The organism is Streptomyces sp. NPDC087906, assembly GCF_055584925.1.
On the sequence record NZ_JBVJLC010000013.1, the window covers coordinates 80,300 to 94,007 of the forward strand.

The window sequence follows — 13,708 nt, forward strand, 5'->3', positions numbered from 1 at the left end:
TAACTTACTGACTTAACTTAGTGAGGTAACCCCAGTTCGGCCACCCCGCCCGGCAGAGAGAAGGAAATCAGATGTCAGTCAACGCGCCGCCGCCCCCCGACACCGGGCCCACGGAGTACGACGTGCTCGTGGCGGGCGCCGGGCCCGTCGGCCTGATGCTCGCGACCGAGCTGCGGCTGGCGGGGGTCCGGGTGCTGGTCGTGGAGCGGCGGACGGAGATCGACACCGCGCTGAAGGCGGGTGCGATCAACACCGCGTCGGCCGAGGCCTTCGACCGGCGCGGGCTGCTCGCGGCCGTGGCGGCACCGGCGGCGCCGCAGCCGTTCCAGGGGGCGGCCGAACTGCCGCCCTCCGTCGGTCACTTCGGCGGGATCCAGGTCCCCGCGGGCCCCGTCGACCTGGCCCATCCCGACCTGCGCGGCCGTGGCCCCGCCTGGTACGTGCAGACCGTGCAGGCCGATGTGGAGCGGGTCCTCGACCGGCGCGCCGCCGAGCTGGGCGTCGAGGTCAGGCGCGGCGTCGAGGTGCGCGGCTTCGACGCGGCGGACACCGGTGTCACCGTCCATCTGGACGGCGGTGACGTACGCGTGGCATGGCTCGTCGGCTGCGACGGCGGCCGCAGCCTGGTCCGCCGGCAGGGCGGCTTCGACTTCCCCGGCACCGACCCGGGGATCACCTTCCGCCAGGCGGTCGGCACGATCGAGGGCGCGGAGGCCTTGGCGCCGGGCTGGCAGCACACGCCCACCGGCGTCTACGTCTACGGCCCCAAGCCGGGCCGGGTACGCACCGTCGAGCTGGACGGCCCGCCGGCCGACCGGGAGGCCCCGGTCACGGCGGCCGAGATGGAGACCAGCCTGCGGCGCGTCAGCGGCGCCGACGTCCGCGTCACGGACGTCACCGCCGGCACCCGCTTCACGGACAACGCCCGGCAGGCGACGACGTACCAGCGCGGCCGGGTGCTCCTGTGCGGCGACGCCGCCCATGTGCACTCACCCTTCAGCGGCCAGGGCCTCAACCTGGGCATCGGCGACGCCGTCAACCTGGGCTGGAAGCTCGCAGCGACCGTACGCGGCTGGGCCCCCGAAGGACTGCTCGACACCTACACCACCGAACGGCACCCGATCGGCGCCTGGGTGCTCGACTGGACCCGCGCGCAGGTGGGCGTGATGCGCGGCGACCCCTACAGCAGCGCGCTGCGCGGCGTGGTCACCGACTTCCTCGGCACCCGCGACGGAGCGACGTACTACGCACGCCGCGTCTCCGGTCTCTGGCAGCGCTACGACCTCGGCGACACCCACCCCCTGGCAGGCGCGACGGCCCCCGCCCTCCGCCTGGCCGACGGCACCCACCTGGCCGACCACACCCACCACGGCCGCACCCTGCTGGTCGACCTGACGGGCGACGACCGCCTACCGCCCCTGACAGAACCGTATGCCGACCGCCTGACCCTGCTCAGAACCCCCTCCGAAGCGACGGAAGCGACCGCCCTGCTGATCCGCCCCGACGGCTTCGTGGCCTGGGCATCGTCCGACGGCAGCACCACGGGCCTGCCAGCGGCCCTGAAACGCTGGCTGGGCGCCTAGGCCCCGCCGGGTCGGTCAGTACGGGTAGAAGCCCGCGCCCGACTTGCGGCCCAGGCGGCCTGCGTCGACCATTCGCTGGAGTAGGGGGGGAGCGGCGTACAGGGGTTCCTTGTACTCCGCGTACATCGAGTCCGCTACCGAGGCCACCGTGTCGAGGCCGATCAGGTCGGAGAGTTTCAGCGGGCCCATCGGGTGGGCGCAGCCCAGTTCCATGCCGTTGTCGATGTCCTCGCGGCTCGCGATTCCCGACTCGAACATCCGGATCGCGGAGAGCAGATACGGGATCAGCAGCGCGTTGACCACGAAGCCCGAGCGGTCCTGGGCGCGGATCGCGTGTTTGCCGAGGACGCCGCCGACCACGGCCTCGGCGCGGCGGATCGTTTCGTCGGACGTCGTGAGTGCGGGGATCAGTTCGACCAGCTTCTGCACCGGCGCCGGGTTGAAGAAGTGGATCCCGATCACCTGGTCGGGCCGCGAGGTCGCCACGGCCAGCCTGACCAGCGGGATCGACGAGGTGTTGGAGGCCAGGATCGCATCCGGGCGCGTCACCACCTGGTCGAGGACCTGGAAGATCTCCGTCTTCACCTGCTCGTTCTCCACGACCGCCTCGACCACCAGATCGCGGTCGGCGAACTCGCCGAGATCGGTGGTGTAGCTGATCCTGTCGAGCGCCGAGTCACGCTCGTGGGCGGTGATCTTGCCGCGTTCGGCGGCCTTCGTCAGCGAGTTGTGCAGCCGGGTGCGGCCGATCTCCAGGGCCTCGCCCGTCGTCTCGGCGACCCGTACCTCAAGCCCGCTGCGCGCGGCGACCTCGGCGATGCCCGCGCCCATCTGGCCGCAGCCCACCACTCCGACGCGGGTGATATCGCTCAGGGTGTCGGTCACGTCGTGCCTTTCGCTGGTCCGTGTTCCGGCAGGTCCCCGTACGGTTCCGGGCCTGTCCGGGCCACGACGTTACCGCGCGGTGTTCTTGGGCTCGCGGCCCGGGGCGGGCATGCTCTGCGGGAGCGGCACGAGCGAGGACCGGCGGACGTAAGCGGAAGCACACAAGGGGCAGGACATGCGCACAATCGGCAGACGAGGGTTCGTGACGGCCGTTGCAGGTACGGCCGGAGCCCTGCTCACGGCGGGGGACGCCGTCGCGGGGGACGCGCTCGTACGGCCTGCGGCGGCGCCGCGGGGACGGCGGGCGCCCCGGCGGCCGATGCGCGGGATGTGGCTCGCGACCGTGGCCAACGCCGACTGGCCGTCGAAGCCGGGACTGCCGGCCGCCCGGCAGCGGAGCGAACTGCTCAGCCTGCTGGACACGGCGGCGGCGCGCGGGCTCAACACCGTGATCTTCCAGGTGCGGCCCACGGCCGACGCGCTGTGGCCTTCGCCGTACGAGCCGTGGTCCCAGGTGCTCACCGGCACCCAGGGCCAGGACCCCGGCTGGGACCCGCTGGGCACCGCCGTGCGCGAGGCGCACGCGCGCGGTCTCGCACTGCACGCCTGGTTCAACCCGTACCGCGTCGCGAACAGCACCGACCGCGCTGCCCTGGCGCCCCGGCACCCGGCGCGGGTGCACCCCGAGTGGGCGCTGCCGTACGGCGGGAAGCTCTACTACAACCCGGGCCTGCCCGAGGTCAGGCGCTTCGTCCAGGACGCGATGCTCGACGCGGTCCGGCGCTACGACATCGACGCCGTCCACTGGGACGACTACTTCTACCCGTACCCGGTCGCCGGGCAGACCTTCGACGACGACGCCGCGTACCGGCGGTACGGCGGCGGCTTCCCCGACAGGGCGGCCTGGCGGCGGCACAACACGGACGCGCTGGTGCGCGAGACGGCTGCGCGTATCAAGGCCGTCAAGCCGGAACTGCCCTTCGGCATCAGCCCGTTCGGGGTGTGGCGCAACGCGTCGAGCGATCCGCTCGGCTCGGACACCAGCGGCGGCGTGCAGACCTACGACGACCTGCACGCCGACACCCGCAAGTGGGTCAAGGAGGGCTGGATCGACCAGATCGTCCCGCAGCTCTACTGGAACATCGGCTTCGCCGCCGCCGACTACGCCAAGCTGCTGGACTGGTGGGCCGCCGCCGTACGGGGCACGGGCGTCGACCTGTACATCGGTGAGGCGCTGTACAAGGTGGGGGATCCGGCCCAGCCCGCGCAGTGGCAGGACCCGGCCGAACTCACCCGCCACCTCGACCTCTGCGCGCGGCACCCGGAGGTCAAGGGGAACGTCTACTTCTCCGCCGCCCAGGTGGCCGGTGACCCCCTCGGCGCGATGACCCGGGTCGCCGAGCGCTACCAGCATCGCGGTAGGCGGTAGGCGGTAGCCGAGCGCTACCAGCACCGCGGAAGGCGGTAAAGGGGCGGGTTCACCTGGTCCGGTCGCCGGTGGTCCGGTCCCGGCCGGGCGCCCCCGCGCGCAGTCCGTCCGTGACGATGTCCAGGAGCCGGGCGGCCCTCGGCTGCCAGTCCTCGTGCGGATCGATCTGCCAGAGGCCGGCGATGGCCAGGAAGAAGTCCTCCAGCGTCACCCCGGGGCGGACGGTGCCGGCCTCCTCGTTGGCGCGGAGCAGGATTCGGGCAGCGTCCGTCATCGGGGTGGGGCCCGGTTTGGCAGGGCCGCCCGGTGCGCCGGTGACCAGCCGGATCGCGTTGGCCAGGCCGGCCTTCGTCATGGCGAATCCGGCGAGGCGGTCCATCCACTCGCGCAGGGCCTGTTCGGGTGCGCGCGTGTCCAGCAGTTCGGTCGCCGCTTCTGAGACCTGCTGCATCTCGTAGCGGTAGACCTCAAGGACCAGCGCCTCGCGGTGCGGGAAGTTGCGGTAGAACGTGGCTTGGCCGACACCGGCCTTCTTGGCGATCTCGCTCAGCGGGACGTCCGCCCGCAGCGTCAGTTCGACCGTCGCGACCCGCAGGATGCGTTCGCGGTTGCGCTGTGCGTCCGAACGCAGAGGAGTGTCCTTCTTCGGCTGGGGCACACGTCCTCCTCGGCGAGTTCCCGGTCGACATCCCTTCCTTGTCAACCGGACAATTGTCCGTTAGTTTGCGTGTACAAGGACAGCAGTCCGGTTAGCTGTCACCTTAGCGTCGGGTGCTGCTGCCTACAGCCCCCAGTTCCTTGTCACCGGACACAGAGAAGGCTGACCATGGACCCAGCTCCCTCGTCGACTTCCAGCGAGATCACTCTGCACATCAACGGCGAGAAGCACCGTCTGTCCGTCGACCACCGCACCACCCTGCTCGACGTCCTGCGCGAGCGCCTCGACCTCACCGGCACCAAGAAGGGCTGCGACCAGGGGCAGTGCGGTGCCTGCACCGTCCTGGTCGACCGGCGTCGTGTCGTCTCCTGCCTGAGCCTCGCGGTCGCGGCCGAAGGGCGCGAGGTCACCACCATCGAAGGCATGGCGGAGGGCGACCAACTCCACCCCGTCCAGCAGGCGTTCCTCGACCTCGACGGCTACCAGTGCGGCTACTGCACCCCCGGCCAGATCTGCTCTGCCGTCGCCGTCATCGAGGAGCACGCCGCCGGCTGGCCGAGCGCCGTCACCGACGACGTAGGCCCCGAGGCGGGGCCGGCGCCGCTGACGCCCGCCGAGATACGCGAGCGCATGAGCGGAAACCTGTGCCGCTGCGGCGCCTACGTCTCGATCGTCCAGGCCGTCAGCCGCGCGGCAGCGGCGGGCGAGGAAAGCCGGACGGCAGCAGTCAAGGAGGCATCCGTATGAAGGAGTTCGGCTACCAGCGCGCCGACGACGTCGCCGGCGCGGTCGCCCTGCTCGCCGCCGCCCCCGACGCGCGGTTCCTCGGCGGCGGCACCAACCTCGTCGACCTGATGAAGACCGGAGTCGAACGTCCCGGCCGGCTGGTCGACATCCGCGGACTACCGCTGGACCGGGTCGAGCGCACCGCGGACGGCGGCCTGCGCATCGGCGCGACCATCACCAACAGCGACCTCGCCGCCCACCCCGAAATCCGCCGCAGCTACCCGGCGTTGACCCAGGCGGTACTGGCCGGCGCCTCCGGGCAACTGCGCAACATGGCCACCGTCGGCGGCAACCTGCTCCAGCGCACCCGCTGCGGCTACTTCTCCGACGTGAGCAAACCCTGCAACAAGCGCACCCCGGGCAGCGGTTGCCCCGCCGTCAGCGGCGAGCACCACAACCACGCCGTCCTCGGCGCCTCCGACCACTGTGTGGCGGTGCACCCCTCCGACATGGGCGTGGCACTGACGGCGTTCGACGCCGTGGTCTCCTACGAGACCCCCGAAGGGCCGGGCGAGGTGCCGATCACCGACTTCTACCTCCCGGTCGGCGACACTCCGCACCTGGAGACCGCCCTGCCGCCCGGTGCGCTGATCACCCACGTCAGCCTGCCGCCGGCTCCGGTCGCCGCCCGCTCCCGCTACCGCAAGGTGCGCGAACGCGCCTCGTACGCCTTCGCCATCGGCTCCGTCGCCGCCGCGCTGGACATCGAGGACGGCTTCGTACGTGAGGCACGGCTGGCCTTCGGTGCCGTCGCCTCCCGGCCCTGGCGGGCCCGCGCGGCCGAATCCGTCCTGACCGGGGCACCGGCCGAAGGGGAGACCTTCGCCGCCGCGGCGGACGCCGAACTCGCCGCCGCCAGGCCGCTGCCCGACAACGGATACAAGGTGACCCTCATGCGCAACCTGGTGGTCACCGTCCTGACCGAACTCGCCGAGAGGGACGTCCGATGACGATCACCACACCAGGAGCCGCCGGGCTGCGAGGGGCTGTCGGCGTCGCGCACACCCGCGTGGAGGGCCGGGACAAGGTCACCGGCGCGGCCCGCTACGCGGGAGAGATCCCCTTCGCCGAACTGGCCCACGGCTGGCTGGTCCTCTCGACCGTCGCCCGCGGCCGGATCCGCTCGGTCGAGAGCGCCCCGGTGCTCGGCATGCCGGGCGTGCTCACCGTGCTGCACCACGGCAACGCACCGCGCCTGAACACCGACTACGTCGGCATGCTGGGACGTCCCGACCTCACCGCCGCCGTCTTCCAGGACGATCGGGTGCCGTGCGCCGGCTGGCCGGTCGCGCTCGTCGTCGCCACCACCTCCGAGGAGGCCAGGGAGGCCGCCGAAACGCTCCTTGTCACCTACGACGAGGAGCCGCACGACACCGCGCTCACCGCCGACCACCCCGGCGCCTACTCCGTCGAGGGACCGATGCCGGCGGTGACGGAGAAGGGGGATCTGGCGGCCCAGCTCGCCGCGTCCGCCGTCGTCATGGACGCGGAGTACACCACCCCCGAAGAGCAGCACGGCATGATGGAGCCGCACGCGGCGACCGCCCTGTGGGACGCCGGCCGGCTGGAGGTCGTCGACTCCAACCAGGGCGCCAGTTGGATCCAGGGCGAGCTGGCCAAGATGTTCTCGCTCGACGAGTCCTCGGTGCGGGTGCGTTCCGAGCACATCGGCGGCGGCTTCGGCAGCAAGGGCCTGCGCGCCCACCAGGTGTCCGCCGTGATGGCCGCCACCGTCCTGCGGCGCCCGGTACGGGTGGTGATGACCCGGCGTCAGATGTTCTCGCTGACCGGGCACCGCAGCCCCACCGCGCAGCGGGTCAGGCTCGGCGCCGACCGGGACGGCCGGCTGCGCGCCCTTGAGCACCGTTCGCTGAGCCGGACGTCGACCGTGTACGAGTTCGTCGAGCCCAGCGCGAGTGTCGCCCGGGTGATGTACGACGCCGAGGCCCACCGCACGGCCAACCACGTCGTGCGACTCGACGTGCCGTCCCCGACCTGGATGCGCGCACCGGGCGAGGCCCCCGGATCGTTCGCGATCGAGTCGGCCCTCGACGAACTCGCCGAACGCTGCGGCATCGACCCGATCGAGCTGCGTCTGCGCAACGAGCCGGAGACCGGCCCCGTCTCCGGGCTCCCGTTCAGCAGCCGCAACCTGGCGGCCTGCTTCCACGAGGGCGCCCGCAGATTCGGCTGGGCGGACCGCGACCCGCGTCCCGGCGTGCGCAGGGACGGACGCTGGCTGCTCGGCACCGGCACGGCAGCCGCGTCCTTCGGTGCCGGGGCCAGGCCCTCCACCGCCCTGGCGACGGCGGAGGCGGACGGTTCGTTCACCGTACGGATCTCCGCCGCCGACATCGGCACCGGCGCCCGCACCGCCCTCACCCTGATCGCCGCCGACGCGCTGGAGACCGCGCCCGAACGGGTCCGGGTCCGGATCGGGGACAGCGACTTCGGCCCCGCGATGATCGCCGGCGGTTCGATGGGCACCCGCTCGTGGGCCTGGGCGGTCACAGCCGCAGCCGCCGAGCTGCGGGAACGGCTCGCGGTGGCCCCGGACATCCCCCCGGAGGGGATCACCGTCCGGTCCGACACCACCGAGGTCCTCGGTGCGCTCGCGAAGAAGGAACGGCACTCCTTCGGGGCCCAGTTCGCGGAGGTCGCCGTGGACGTCGCCACCGGCGAGATCCGGGTGCGCCGCATGCTGGGCATCTTCGCCGCCGGCCGGATCGTGAATCCGCTCACCGCCCGCAACCAGCTCCTCGGCGGTATGACCTGGGGCATCTCCATGGCCCTGCACGAGGAGGCGGTCCGTGACCGGAACACCGGCCGCCACTACGCCCCCGACCTCGCCGGCTACCACGTGGCCACGCACGCGGACGTCCCGGACATCGAGGCGGACTGGGTGGAGGACGACGACCCGGACGACCCGGTCGGCATCAAAGGCGTCGGCGAGATCGGCATCGTGGGCGCGGCTGCCGCCGTCGCCAACGCGGTCTGGCACGCCACCGGCGTACGCCACCGGAACCTGCCGATCCGACCCGACCGCGTACTGACGGCGTCGGTCGAAGACCCGGCCGGGGCGACCCCGCCGGGCAGGGGAGCGGCGCATGCTTGACATCGCCGACGAGCTGCACCGCTGGCTGGAGGAGGGCCGGGAGTTCGCCGTCGGCACCGTCGTCTCCGTCGGCGGAAGCGCGCCGCGCGGCCCCGGCGCCGCCCTCGCCGTCGACAGCGCGGGCACGGCGATCGGCTCGGTGTCCGGCGGCTGCGTGGAGGGCGCCGTCTACGAACTCTGCGAACGGGCCCTCCAGGACGACCGGCCCGTGCGCGAACGGTTCGGCTACAGCGACGAGGACGCCTTCGCGGTCGGGCTGACCTGCGGGGGGACCATCGACGTGCTGGTCACCCCGGTCCGCTCCCACTCGCCCGAGCGGGCGGTGCTGCGGGCCGCGCTGGCCGCGGCGGCCGGCGGCGAGCCTGCCGCCCTCGCCCGGGTGGTGCGCGGTCCGGAGGAGCTGCTCGGGCGGGCCCTGCTCGTCCGCGCCGACGGCGCCGATACCGACAGCGCCGGTGCCGACAGCGCCGACGAGGGCGGCCTCGGCGGCCACCCGGAGCTGGACCGTACGGCCGTGGCCGAGACCCGGGCCCTGCTGGAGGCCGGCCGCACCGGCACCGTCACCGTCTCCGAGGACGGGTCGCACTGTCCGGGCGGGATCACCCTCCTTGTCGAGACCAGCGTCCCGCCGCCCCGCATGATCGTCTTCGGCGCGGTCGACTTCGCCGCCGCGCTGGTGCGGGCGGGAAAGTTCCTGGGCCATCACGTGACCGTGTGCGACGCACGGCCCGTCTTCGCCACCGAGGCCCGCTTCCCCGAGGCCGACGAGGTGGTCGTGGACTGGCCGCACCGCTATCTGCGGCGTACCGCGACCGACGGGCGCACGGTGGTGTGCGTCCTCACGCACGAGACCAAGTTCGACGTGCCGCTGCTCGTGGAAGCGCTGCGGATGCCGTTCGCGTTCGTCGGTGCGATGGGCTCACGCCGTACGCACGAGGACCGGGTCCGACGGCTGCGCGAGGCGGGGCTGAGCGAGGCAGAGCTGGACAGGTTGCGCTCGCCCATCGGCCTGGACCTCGGCGCCCGTACGCCGGAGGAGACCGCCCTGTCCATCGCCGCCGAGATCGTCGCGGCCCGGCGGGGCGGCACGGGCCTGCCGCTGACCGGCCGGGCGGAGCCCATCCACCGGGACCTGTGGGGGGCGACGGCCTGAACAGTCCGCCGGGACCGGTCAGTTGACGTGGATGCCGGGTCGCAGGCCGGCGGGCGGCGGCTCAGGCGGTGAGCCCGGTGACGTCCTTGTGGGCGACGCCGTCCTTCATGACCAGCAGGATGTTCCCGGGGTCGCCGAGGGAGCCGATGTCTTCGAGCGGGTTGCCGCGGGCGATCACGACATCGGCCCGTTTGCCGGGCTCCAGGGTGCCGATCTCGGCCGCCAGCCCCAGCAGCTCCGCCGCCTCGCCGGTCCCTGCCCGCAGCGCGCCCATGGGGGTCATGCCGCACTCCACCAGGTGGCCGAGTTCGCGCAGGTTGGTGCCGTGCTCGGCGATGCCGCAGTCGGTCCCCATCGCGATCCGCACACCGCGTTCGACGGCGCGCGGAATGTGCCGCCGGGCCACCTCCTGCCAGTGCTTCTTCTTCGCGTACGCCCAGGGCGCCGCCTTCCCGGGGTCCGGGTCGGTGTTGGCGGTGGTGAGGGTCGGGACGAGGAAGGTGCCCTTCGCCAGCATCAGGTCGATGGCCTCGTCGTCGATCTCGTAGCCGTGCTCGATGCTGGCGACCCCGCCCCGTACGGCGTTGAGTATCCCGTCGCGGCCCTGGGCGTGGGCGGCGACCTTCTTCCCCCGGTGACCGGCGGCGATCTGGGTGATCGTGCGGATCTCGTCCTCCAGGAAGCCGTCGTCGTCGGGCTGGTCGGTGGGGCTCCACACCCCGCCGGTCGCCGCGATCTTGACGCAGTCGGCGCCCTGCCGCAGCACGTTCCTGACGGCGTTGCGGCACTCGGCGATCCCGTCGGCCAACTGCCCCATGGGGTTGGCGTTGGGGCGGCTGTCGTTGCCCGTACGGAAGTCGCCGTGCCCGCCGGTCGGGCTGAGCATGGCGACCGCGATCACCAGCCGGGGACCGACCAGCAGCCCTGACTCGACGGCCCGCCGGTGCCCGGCGTCGGCGCCGCCGAGGTCACGCGCGGTGGTGACGCCGGCTTCGAGGGTCTGCCGCATCCGGGGTCCGGACAGGAAGGTCAGCAGGCTGTGCGGCATGGTGGCGATCTCGGCGTGGCTCAGCGCCGTGCCGGGAGCGGCCATATGGACGTGGCAGTCGATGAAGCCGGGGAGTATCGCGTCGCCGCGTACGTCCACGCGCCGGGTTCCGGCCGGTACGGAGCAGTCCGCCGTACGGCCCGACCAGCGGACGAGTCCGTCCTCGACGAGCACGGCGCCGTCGCCTACCGGCTCACCCCCGGTGCCGTCGATGAGCAGGCCGTTGTGCAGGAGTACGGGGGTGGTGGGGGCAGGCATGTGTCGGTTTTCCTTCCTGGAACGGACAGTTGCGGGGCGGCCGGAGCCGTGGTCAGGCGAGGGCTTTGCCGGGTCGGGCCACGACCGCGGCCGAGACGGCGACCAGGAGCGAGACCGCGGCGCAGCACCACCAGACGGTGACGTAGGCGTCGACGGTCGGGATCTCGGTGCCCTTGAAGGTGATGGCCGTGAGGATGGCGGCGAAGACCGCTCCCGCGACCGAACCGCCCACGGTCTTGGCGGTGTTGTAGATGCCGGTGGCGACGGACGTGCGCTCCTTCGGGCTGGAGTCGACGATCAGGACGGGCATGGCGCTGAGCGCCAGGCCGAAGCCCGCGCCGACGATGACGTTCACGACGACGAACTGCCACGGTTCGCCGTGGTTGAGGATCAGGACGACATAGCCGATCGCCATGAGGACCCCGCTGAGCGCGAGGACGCCGCGTCCGCCGACGAGCCGGAAGAGCCGGGGGGCGAAGAGCGAGGCGATGAACGCCACGGCGCCGGACGGCAGCGTCAGCCAGGCGATGCCGAGGGCGTCGTAGCCGAATCCGTACCCGAGCTTGTCGCCGGGGGACGAGACGAAGAGGACCAGGGCGGTCTGGGCGCCGAAGAGCGCGGTGCCGAGCAGGAAACTCGCCGCGTACACGGGGAACAGGGTGCGCCGCACGGAGAGCCGGATGTCGACGATCGGCTCGGCCACGCGCAGTTCGACCAGGACCCAGGCGGTGAGGGCGACAGCGGCGACCGCGAACAGGACCAGCGTGAAGGTGTCGGTCCAGCCCCACTTGGGTCCCTGCGAGATGCCGAGCAGCAGGGTGGCGAGTCCGACGCTGAGCAGCCCGGCCCCCGCCCAGTCGACCTTGCCCTGCGCGCGGGTCGTCGACTCGGGCACCAGGAAGAAGACGACGCCGGCGCACAGCACGGTGACGGCGGCCGGGATCCAGAGCACGGCGTGCACGGACGGGACGACCTCGCGGAGCAGACCCGCGATCACCACCCCGGCGCTGGCGCCGAAGGTCAGCGCCCCGACGAGCATGGCGATCGCGCTGCGGGCGCCCGCGCTGTCGAGCCGGTCGCGGACCAGCCCGATCTCCAGCGGCAGCAGCGCGGCGAGCGGACCCTGGAGGACCCGGCCGACCAGCAGCACCTCGAAGGACGGCGACCAGGCGACCAGGACGGACCCGACGGCGAGCAGGAGAACGGCGATGCGCAGGAGCCGTCGGTGGCCGTACATGTCACCGAGGCGGCCGAACACCGGTACGGAGACGGCGGCGGCCAGCAGTTGCGCCGCGTTGACCCAGTTCAGGTCGCCTGCGCCGACGTGCAGGACGGAGCCGAGTTCGGGCAACAGGCTCGGCATCATCCCCTGGATGATGCCGCTGGTCAGCTCGACGAAGACCAGGAAACCGACGACCGCGGTGACGCGGACGCCGCCGAGGCCGGGCGCTCCGGAGCCCGCGGTGGGCTGGATACGCGACATGGGTTCTCCACTTGGGCATGGCCGCGCACACGCGGGCGGGCGCGGCGGTTCGGTGGGACGTGGGCTTGCGCGGAGCCTGCGGTGGCGGGTCCCTGCGGGCCTGAGGTCAGGCGGCGGGCTGCTGCACGCGGTACCTCGGAGGCTCGGATGTGGCTTGATCTGATGGAGTACGGCGATGCTAATCTCCGCCGAGGAAGCTCCATCGAATTGCTTGTCCCTGTCATCACCAGAGATCGAATGCTGTTTTTTCCCAGCCCGCGTTCTCGGGACGGACTCCAGGTGACCGAAAACCCACCCTCCCTGAGCGAACTCGACCTGGCCCTGGTCAACGCTCTGCAGATCAATCCGCGCGCCCCGTGGTCGGAGCTGGCGAAGGCCCTCGACGTGGACGCGGCGACCGTGGCCCGGCGCTGGGAGCGGCTGCGCGCCGCGGGCCACGCCTGGGTGACGGCGTACCCGTACGGCGGCTCCGACGCCGGTGCCATGATCGAGATCGACTGCGCGCCGGGCCAGGCGGCGGCGGTCGCCGAGCTGCTCTCGGCGGATCCGCACGTGCTGACGGTGGAGCACACGGCGGGCGGCCGCGACCTGTTGATCACAGCCATGGCCACGAGTTTCGGCGCGCTCTCGGGCTACATCGTGGACCGGCTCGGCGCGATTCCCGGCATCACGTCGACCCGGGCGCACATGGCCACCCGCAGCTACACGGAAGGCAGTGTGTGGCGGCTGACGAGTCTGAGCCGCTCGCAGCGGGACCTGCTGGCCGCCTCCCGCCGGTCGGCCCTGGGGGACGCGCGCCAGCCGCCCCAGTACGCGGAACTCGTCGCGGCGATAGGCGAGAACGGGCGCATGCCGCTCAGCGAACTCGCCGCGCTGCTGGGGGTCTCGGTGAACACGGTGAGCCGCAGGCTGAACCGCCTGCTGGAGTCGGGCCGGCTGGTCCTCCGCTGCGACCTGGCCCGCTCCCTCTCCGGCTCACCCGTCGCCGTCACGTTCTTCGGCACCGTACCGGCCGAGCAACTGGACGCTACGGCAAGGGACTTGGCCAAGATTCCGGAGATCAGGCAGTGCCTGGGCCTTGCCGGGCCGCAGAACCTCATCGCCACGGCCTGGGTCTCCTCGCTGATGGACGCCCAGGCGCTGGAGGTGCGCCTGGTCACGGCACTGCCCCATCTGCGGATCGCCGACCGTGCGGTGGTGCTGCGCACGGTGAAGCTGATGGGACGGCTGCTGGATCCGGCGGGCCGGGCGATCGGCTTCGTGTCCGTGAACGCCCTTGCGTGACAACGATTCTGACGTGCCGTCACATC

The 13,708-nt window shown here is 72.3% G+C and carries 11 protein-coding genes; 7 read left to right on the top strand and 4 right to left on the bottom strand.

What is annotated here, in order from left to right; translation table 11 throughout:
- The first annotated feature begins 71 nt into the window (after positions 1–71).
- Entirely contained in the window at positions 72–1,583 is a 1,512-nt protein-coding gene (locus ACZ63I_RS29730) for an FAD-dependent monooxygenase (protein ID WP_469342301.1), read from the top strand.
- A 15-nt stretch (positions 1,584–1,598) separates the two neighbouring features.
- Here the strand turns inward: ACZ63I_RS29730 and ACZ63I_RS29735 are convergent, their stop codons facing one another.
- Positions 1,599–2,456: a 3-hydroxybutyryl-CoA dehydrogenase gene (locus ACZ63I_RS29735; protein ID WP_469342441.1), complete on the bottom strand. Its 858-nt coding sequence runs from the start codon at positions 2,454–2,456 to the stop codon at positions 1,599–1,601.
- A gap of 187 nt (positions 2,457–2,643) precedes the next feature.
- On the opposite strand from ACZ63I_RS29735, the gene ACZ63I_RS29740 reads away from it, so the two are divergent.
- Positions 2,644–3,897: a glycoside hydrolase family 10-like protein gene (locus tag ACZ63I_RS29740; protein ID WP_469342302.1), complete on the top strand. Its 1,254-nt coding sequence runs from the start codon at positions 2,644–2,646 to the stop codon at positions 3,895–3,897.
- A gap of 49 nt (positions 3,898–3,946) precedes the next feature.
- Here the strand turns inward: ACZ63I_RS29740 and ACZ63I_RS29745 are convergent, their stop codons facing one another.
- Positions 3,947–4,555 carry a TetR/AcrR family transcriptional regulator gene (locus ACZ63I_RS29745; RefSeq protein ID WP_469342303.1) on the bottom strand — a complete coding sequence of 203 codons (609 nt, stop codon included), beginning with the start codon at positions 4,553–4,555 and terminating at the stop codon, positions 3,947–3,949.
- Positions 4,556–4,723: 168 nt separating this feature from the next.
- Between ACZ63I_RS29745 and ACZ63I_RS29750 the strand changes: the two genes are divergently transcribed.
- Genes ACZ63I_RS29750 through ACZ63I_RS29765 form a run of 4 tightly spaced genes read left to right on the top strand, consistent with a single transcriptional unit; the run spans position 4,724 to position 9,609 of the window.
- On the top strand, positions 4,724–5,302 hold the full coding sequence (locus tag ACZ63I_RS29750) for a (2Fe-2S)-binding protein (protein WP_469342304.1): 579 nt from the start codon (positions 4,724–4,726) through the stop codon (positions 5,300–5,302).
- Complete coding sequence (locus ACZ63I_RS29755; RefSeq protein WP_469342305.1) at positions 5,299–6,291, top strand: FAD binding domain-containing protein; 993 nt, start codon at positions 5,299–5,301, stop codon at positions 6,289–6,291. The genes ACZ63I_RS29750 and ACZ63I_RS29755 overlap by 4 nt, the downstream gene beginning before the upstream one ends.
- On the top strand, positions 6,288–8,456 hold the full coding sequence (locus ACZ63I_RS29760; RefSeq protein ID WP_469342306.1) for a xanthine dehydrogenase family protein molybdopterin-binding subunit: 2,169 nt from the start codon (positions 6,288–6,290) through the stop codon (positions 8,454–8,456). Before ACZ63I_RS29755 ends, ACZ63I_RS29760 begins: the two co-directional genes overlap by 4 nt.
- Positions 8,449–9,609, top strand: a complete 1,161-nt coding sequence (locus ACZ63I_RS29765; protein ID WP_469342308.1) for an XdhC family protein — start codon at positions 8,449–8,451, stop codon at positions 9,607–9,609. The genes ACZ63I_RS29760 and ACZ63I_RS29765 overlap by 8 nt, the downstream gene beginning before the upstream one ends.
- A 61-nt stretch (positions 9,610–9,670) precedes the next feature.
- Here the strand turns inward: ACZ63I_RS29765 and ACZ63I_RS29770 are convergent, their stop codons facing one another.
- Positions 9,671–10,915, bottom strand: coding sequence for a metal-dependent hydrolase family protein (locus ACZ63I_RS29770; protein ID WP_469342309.1), 1,245 nt, complete (start codon positions 10,913–10,915; stop codon positions 9,671–9,673).
- Positions 10,916–10,967: 52 nt separating this feature from the next.
- On the bottom strand, positions 10,968–12,398 hold the full coding sequence (locus tag ACZ63I_RS29775) for an MFS transporter (RefSeq protein WP_469342310.1): 1,431 nt from the start codon (positions 12,396–12,398) through the stop codon (positions 10,968–10,970).
- A 279-nt stretch (positions 12,399–12,677) separates the two neighbouring features.
- On the opposite strand from ACZ63I_RS29775, the gene ACZ63I_RS29780 reads away from it, so the two are divergent.
- A complete protein-coding gene (locus ACZ63I_RS29780) occupies positions 12,678–13,682 on the top strand; it encodes an Lrp/AsnC family transcriptional regulator (protein WP_469342312.1) in 1,005 nt (334 codons plus the stop codon).
- The last annotated feature ends 26 nt before the right edge of the window (positions 13,683–13,708 follow it).

Excerpts from the sequence above, each read along its gene's own strand:
- ACZ63I_RS29730 (WP_469342301.1), top strand. The coding sequence starts at position 72 with ATGTCAGTCAACGCGCCGCCGCCCCCCGACACCGGGCCCACGGAGTAC.
- ACZ63I_RS29740 (WP_469342302.1), top strand. The coding sequence starts at position 2,644 with ATGCGCACAATCGGCAGACGAGGGTTCGTGACGGCCGTTGCAGGTACG.
- ACZ63I_RS29750 (WP_469342304.1), top strand. The coding sequence starts at position 4,724 with ATGGACCCAGCTCCCTCGTCGACTTCCAGCGAGATCACTCTGCACATC.
- ACZ63I_RS29755 (WP_469342305.1), top strand. The coding sequence starts at position 5,299 with ATGAAGGAGTTCGGCTACCAGCGCGCCGACGACGTCGCCGGCGCGGTC.
- ACZ63I_RS29760 (WP_469342306.1), top strand. The coding sequence starts at position 6,288 with ATGACGATCACCACACCAGGAGCCGCCGGGCTGCGAGGGGCTGTCGGC.
- ACZ63I_RS29765 (WP_469342308.1), top strand. The coding sequence starts at position 8,449 with ATGCTTGACATCGCCGACGAGCTGCACCGCTGGCTGGAGGAGGGCCGG.
- ACZ63I_RS29770 (WP_469342309.1), bottom strand. The coding sequence starts at position 10,915 with ATGCCTGCCCCCACCACCCCCGTACTCCTGCACAACGGCCTGCTCATC.
- ACZ63I_RS29775 (WP_469342310.1), bottom strand. The coding sequence starts at position 12,398 with ATGTCGCGTATCCAGCCCACCGCGGGCTCCGGAGCGCCCGGCCTCGGC.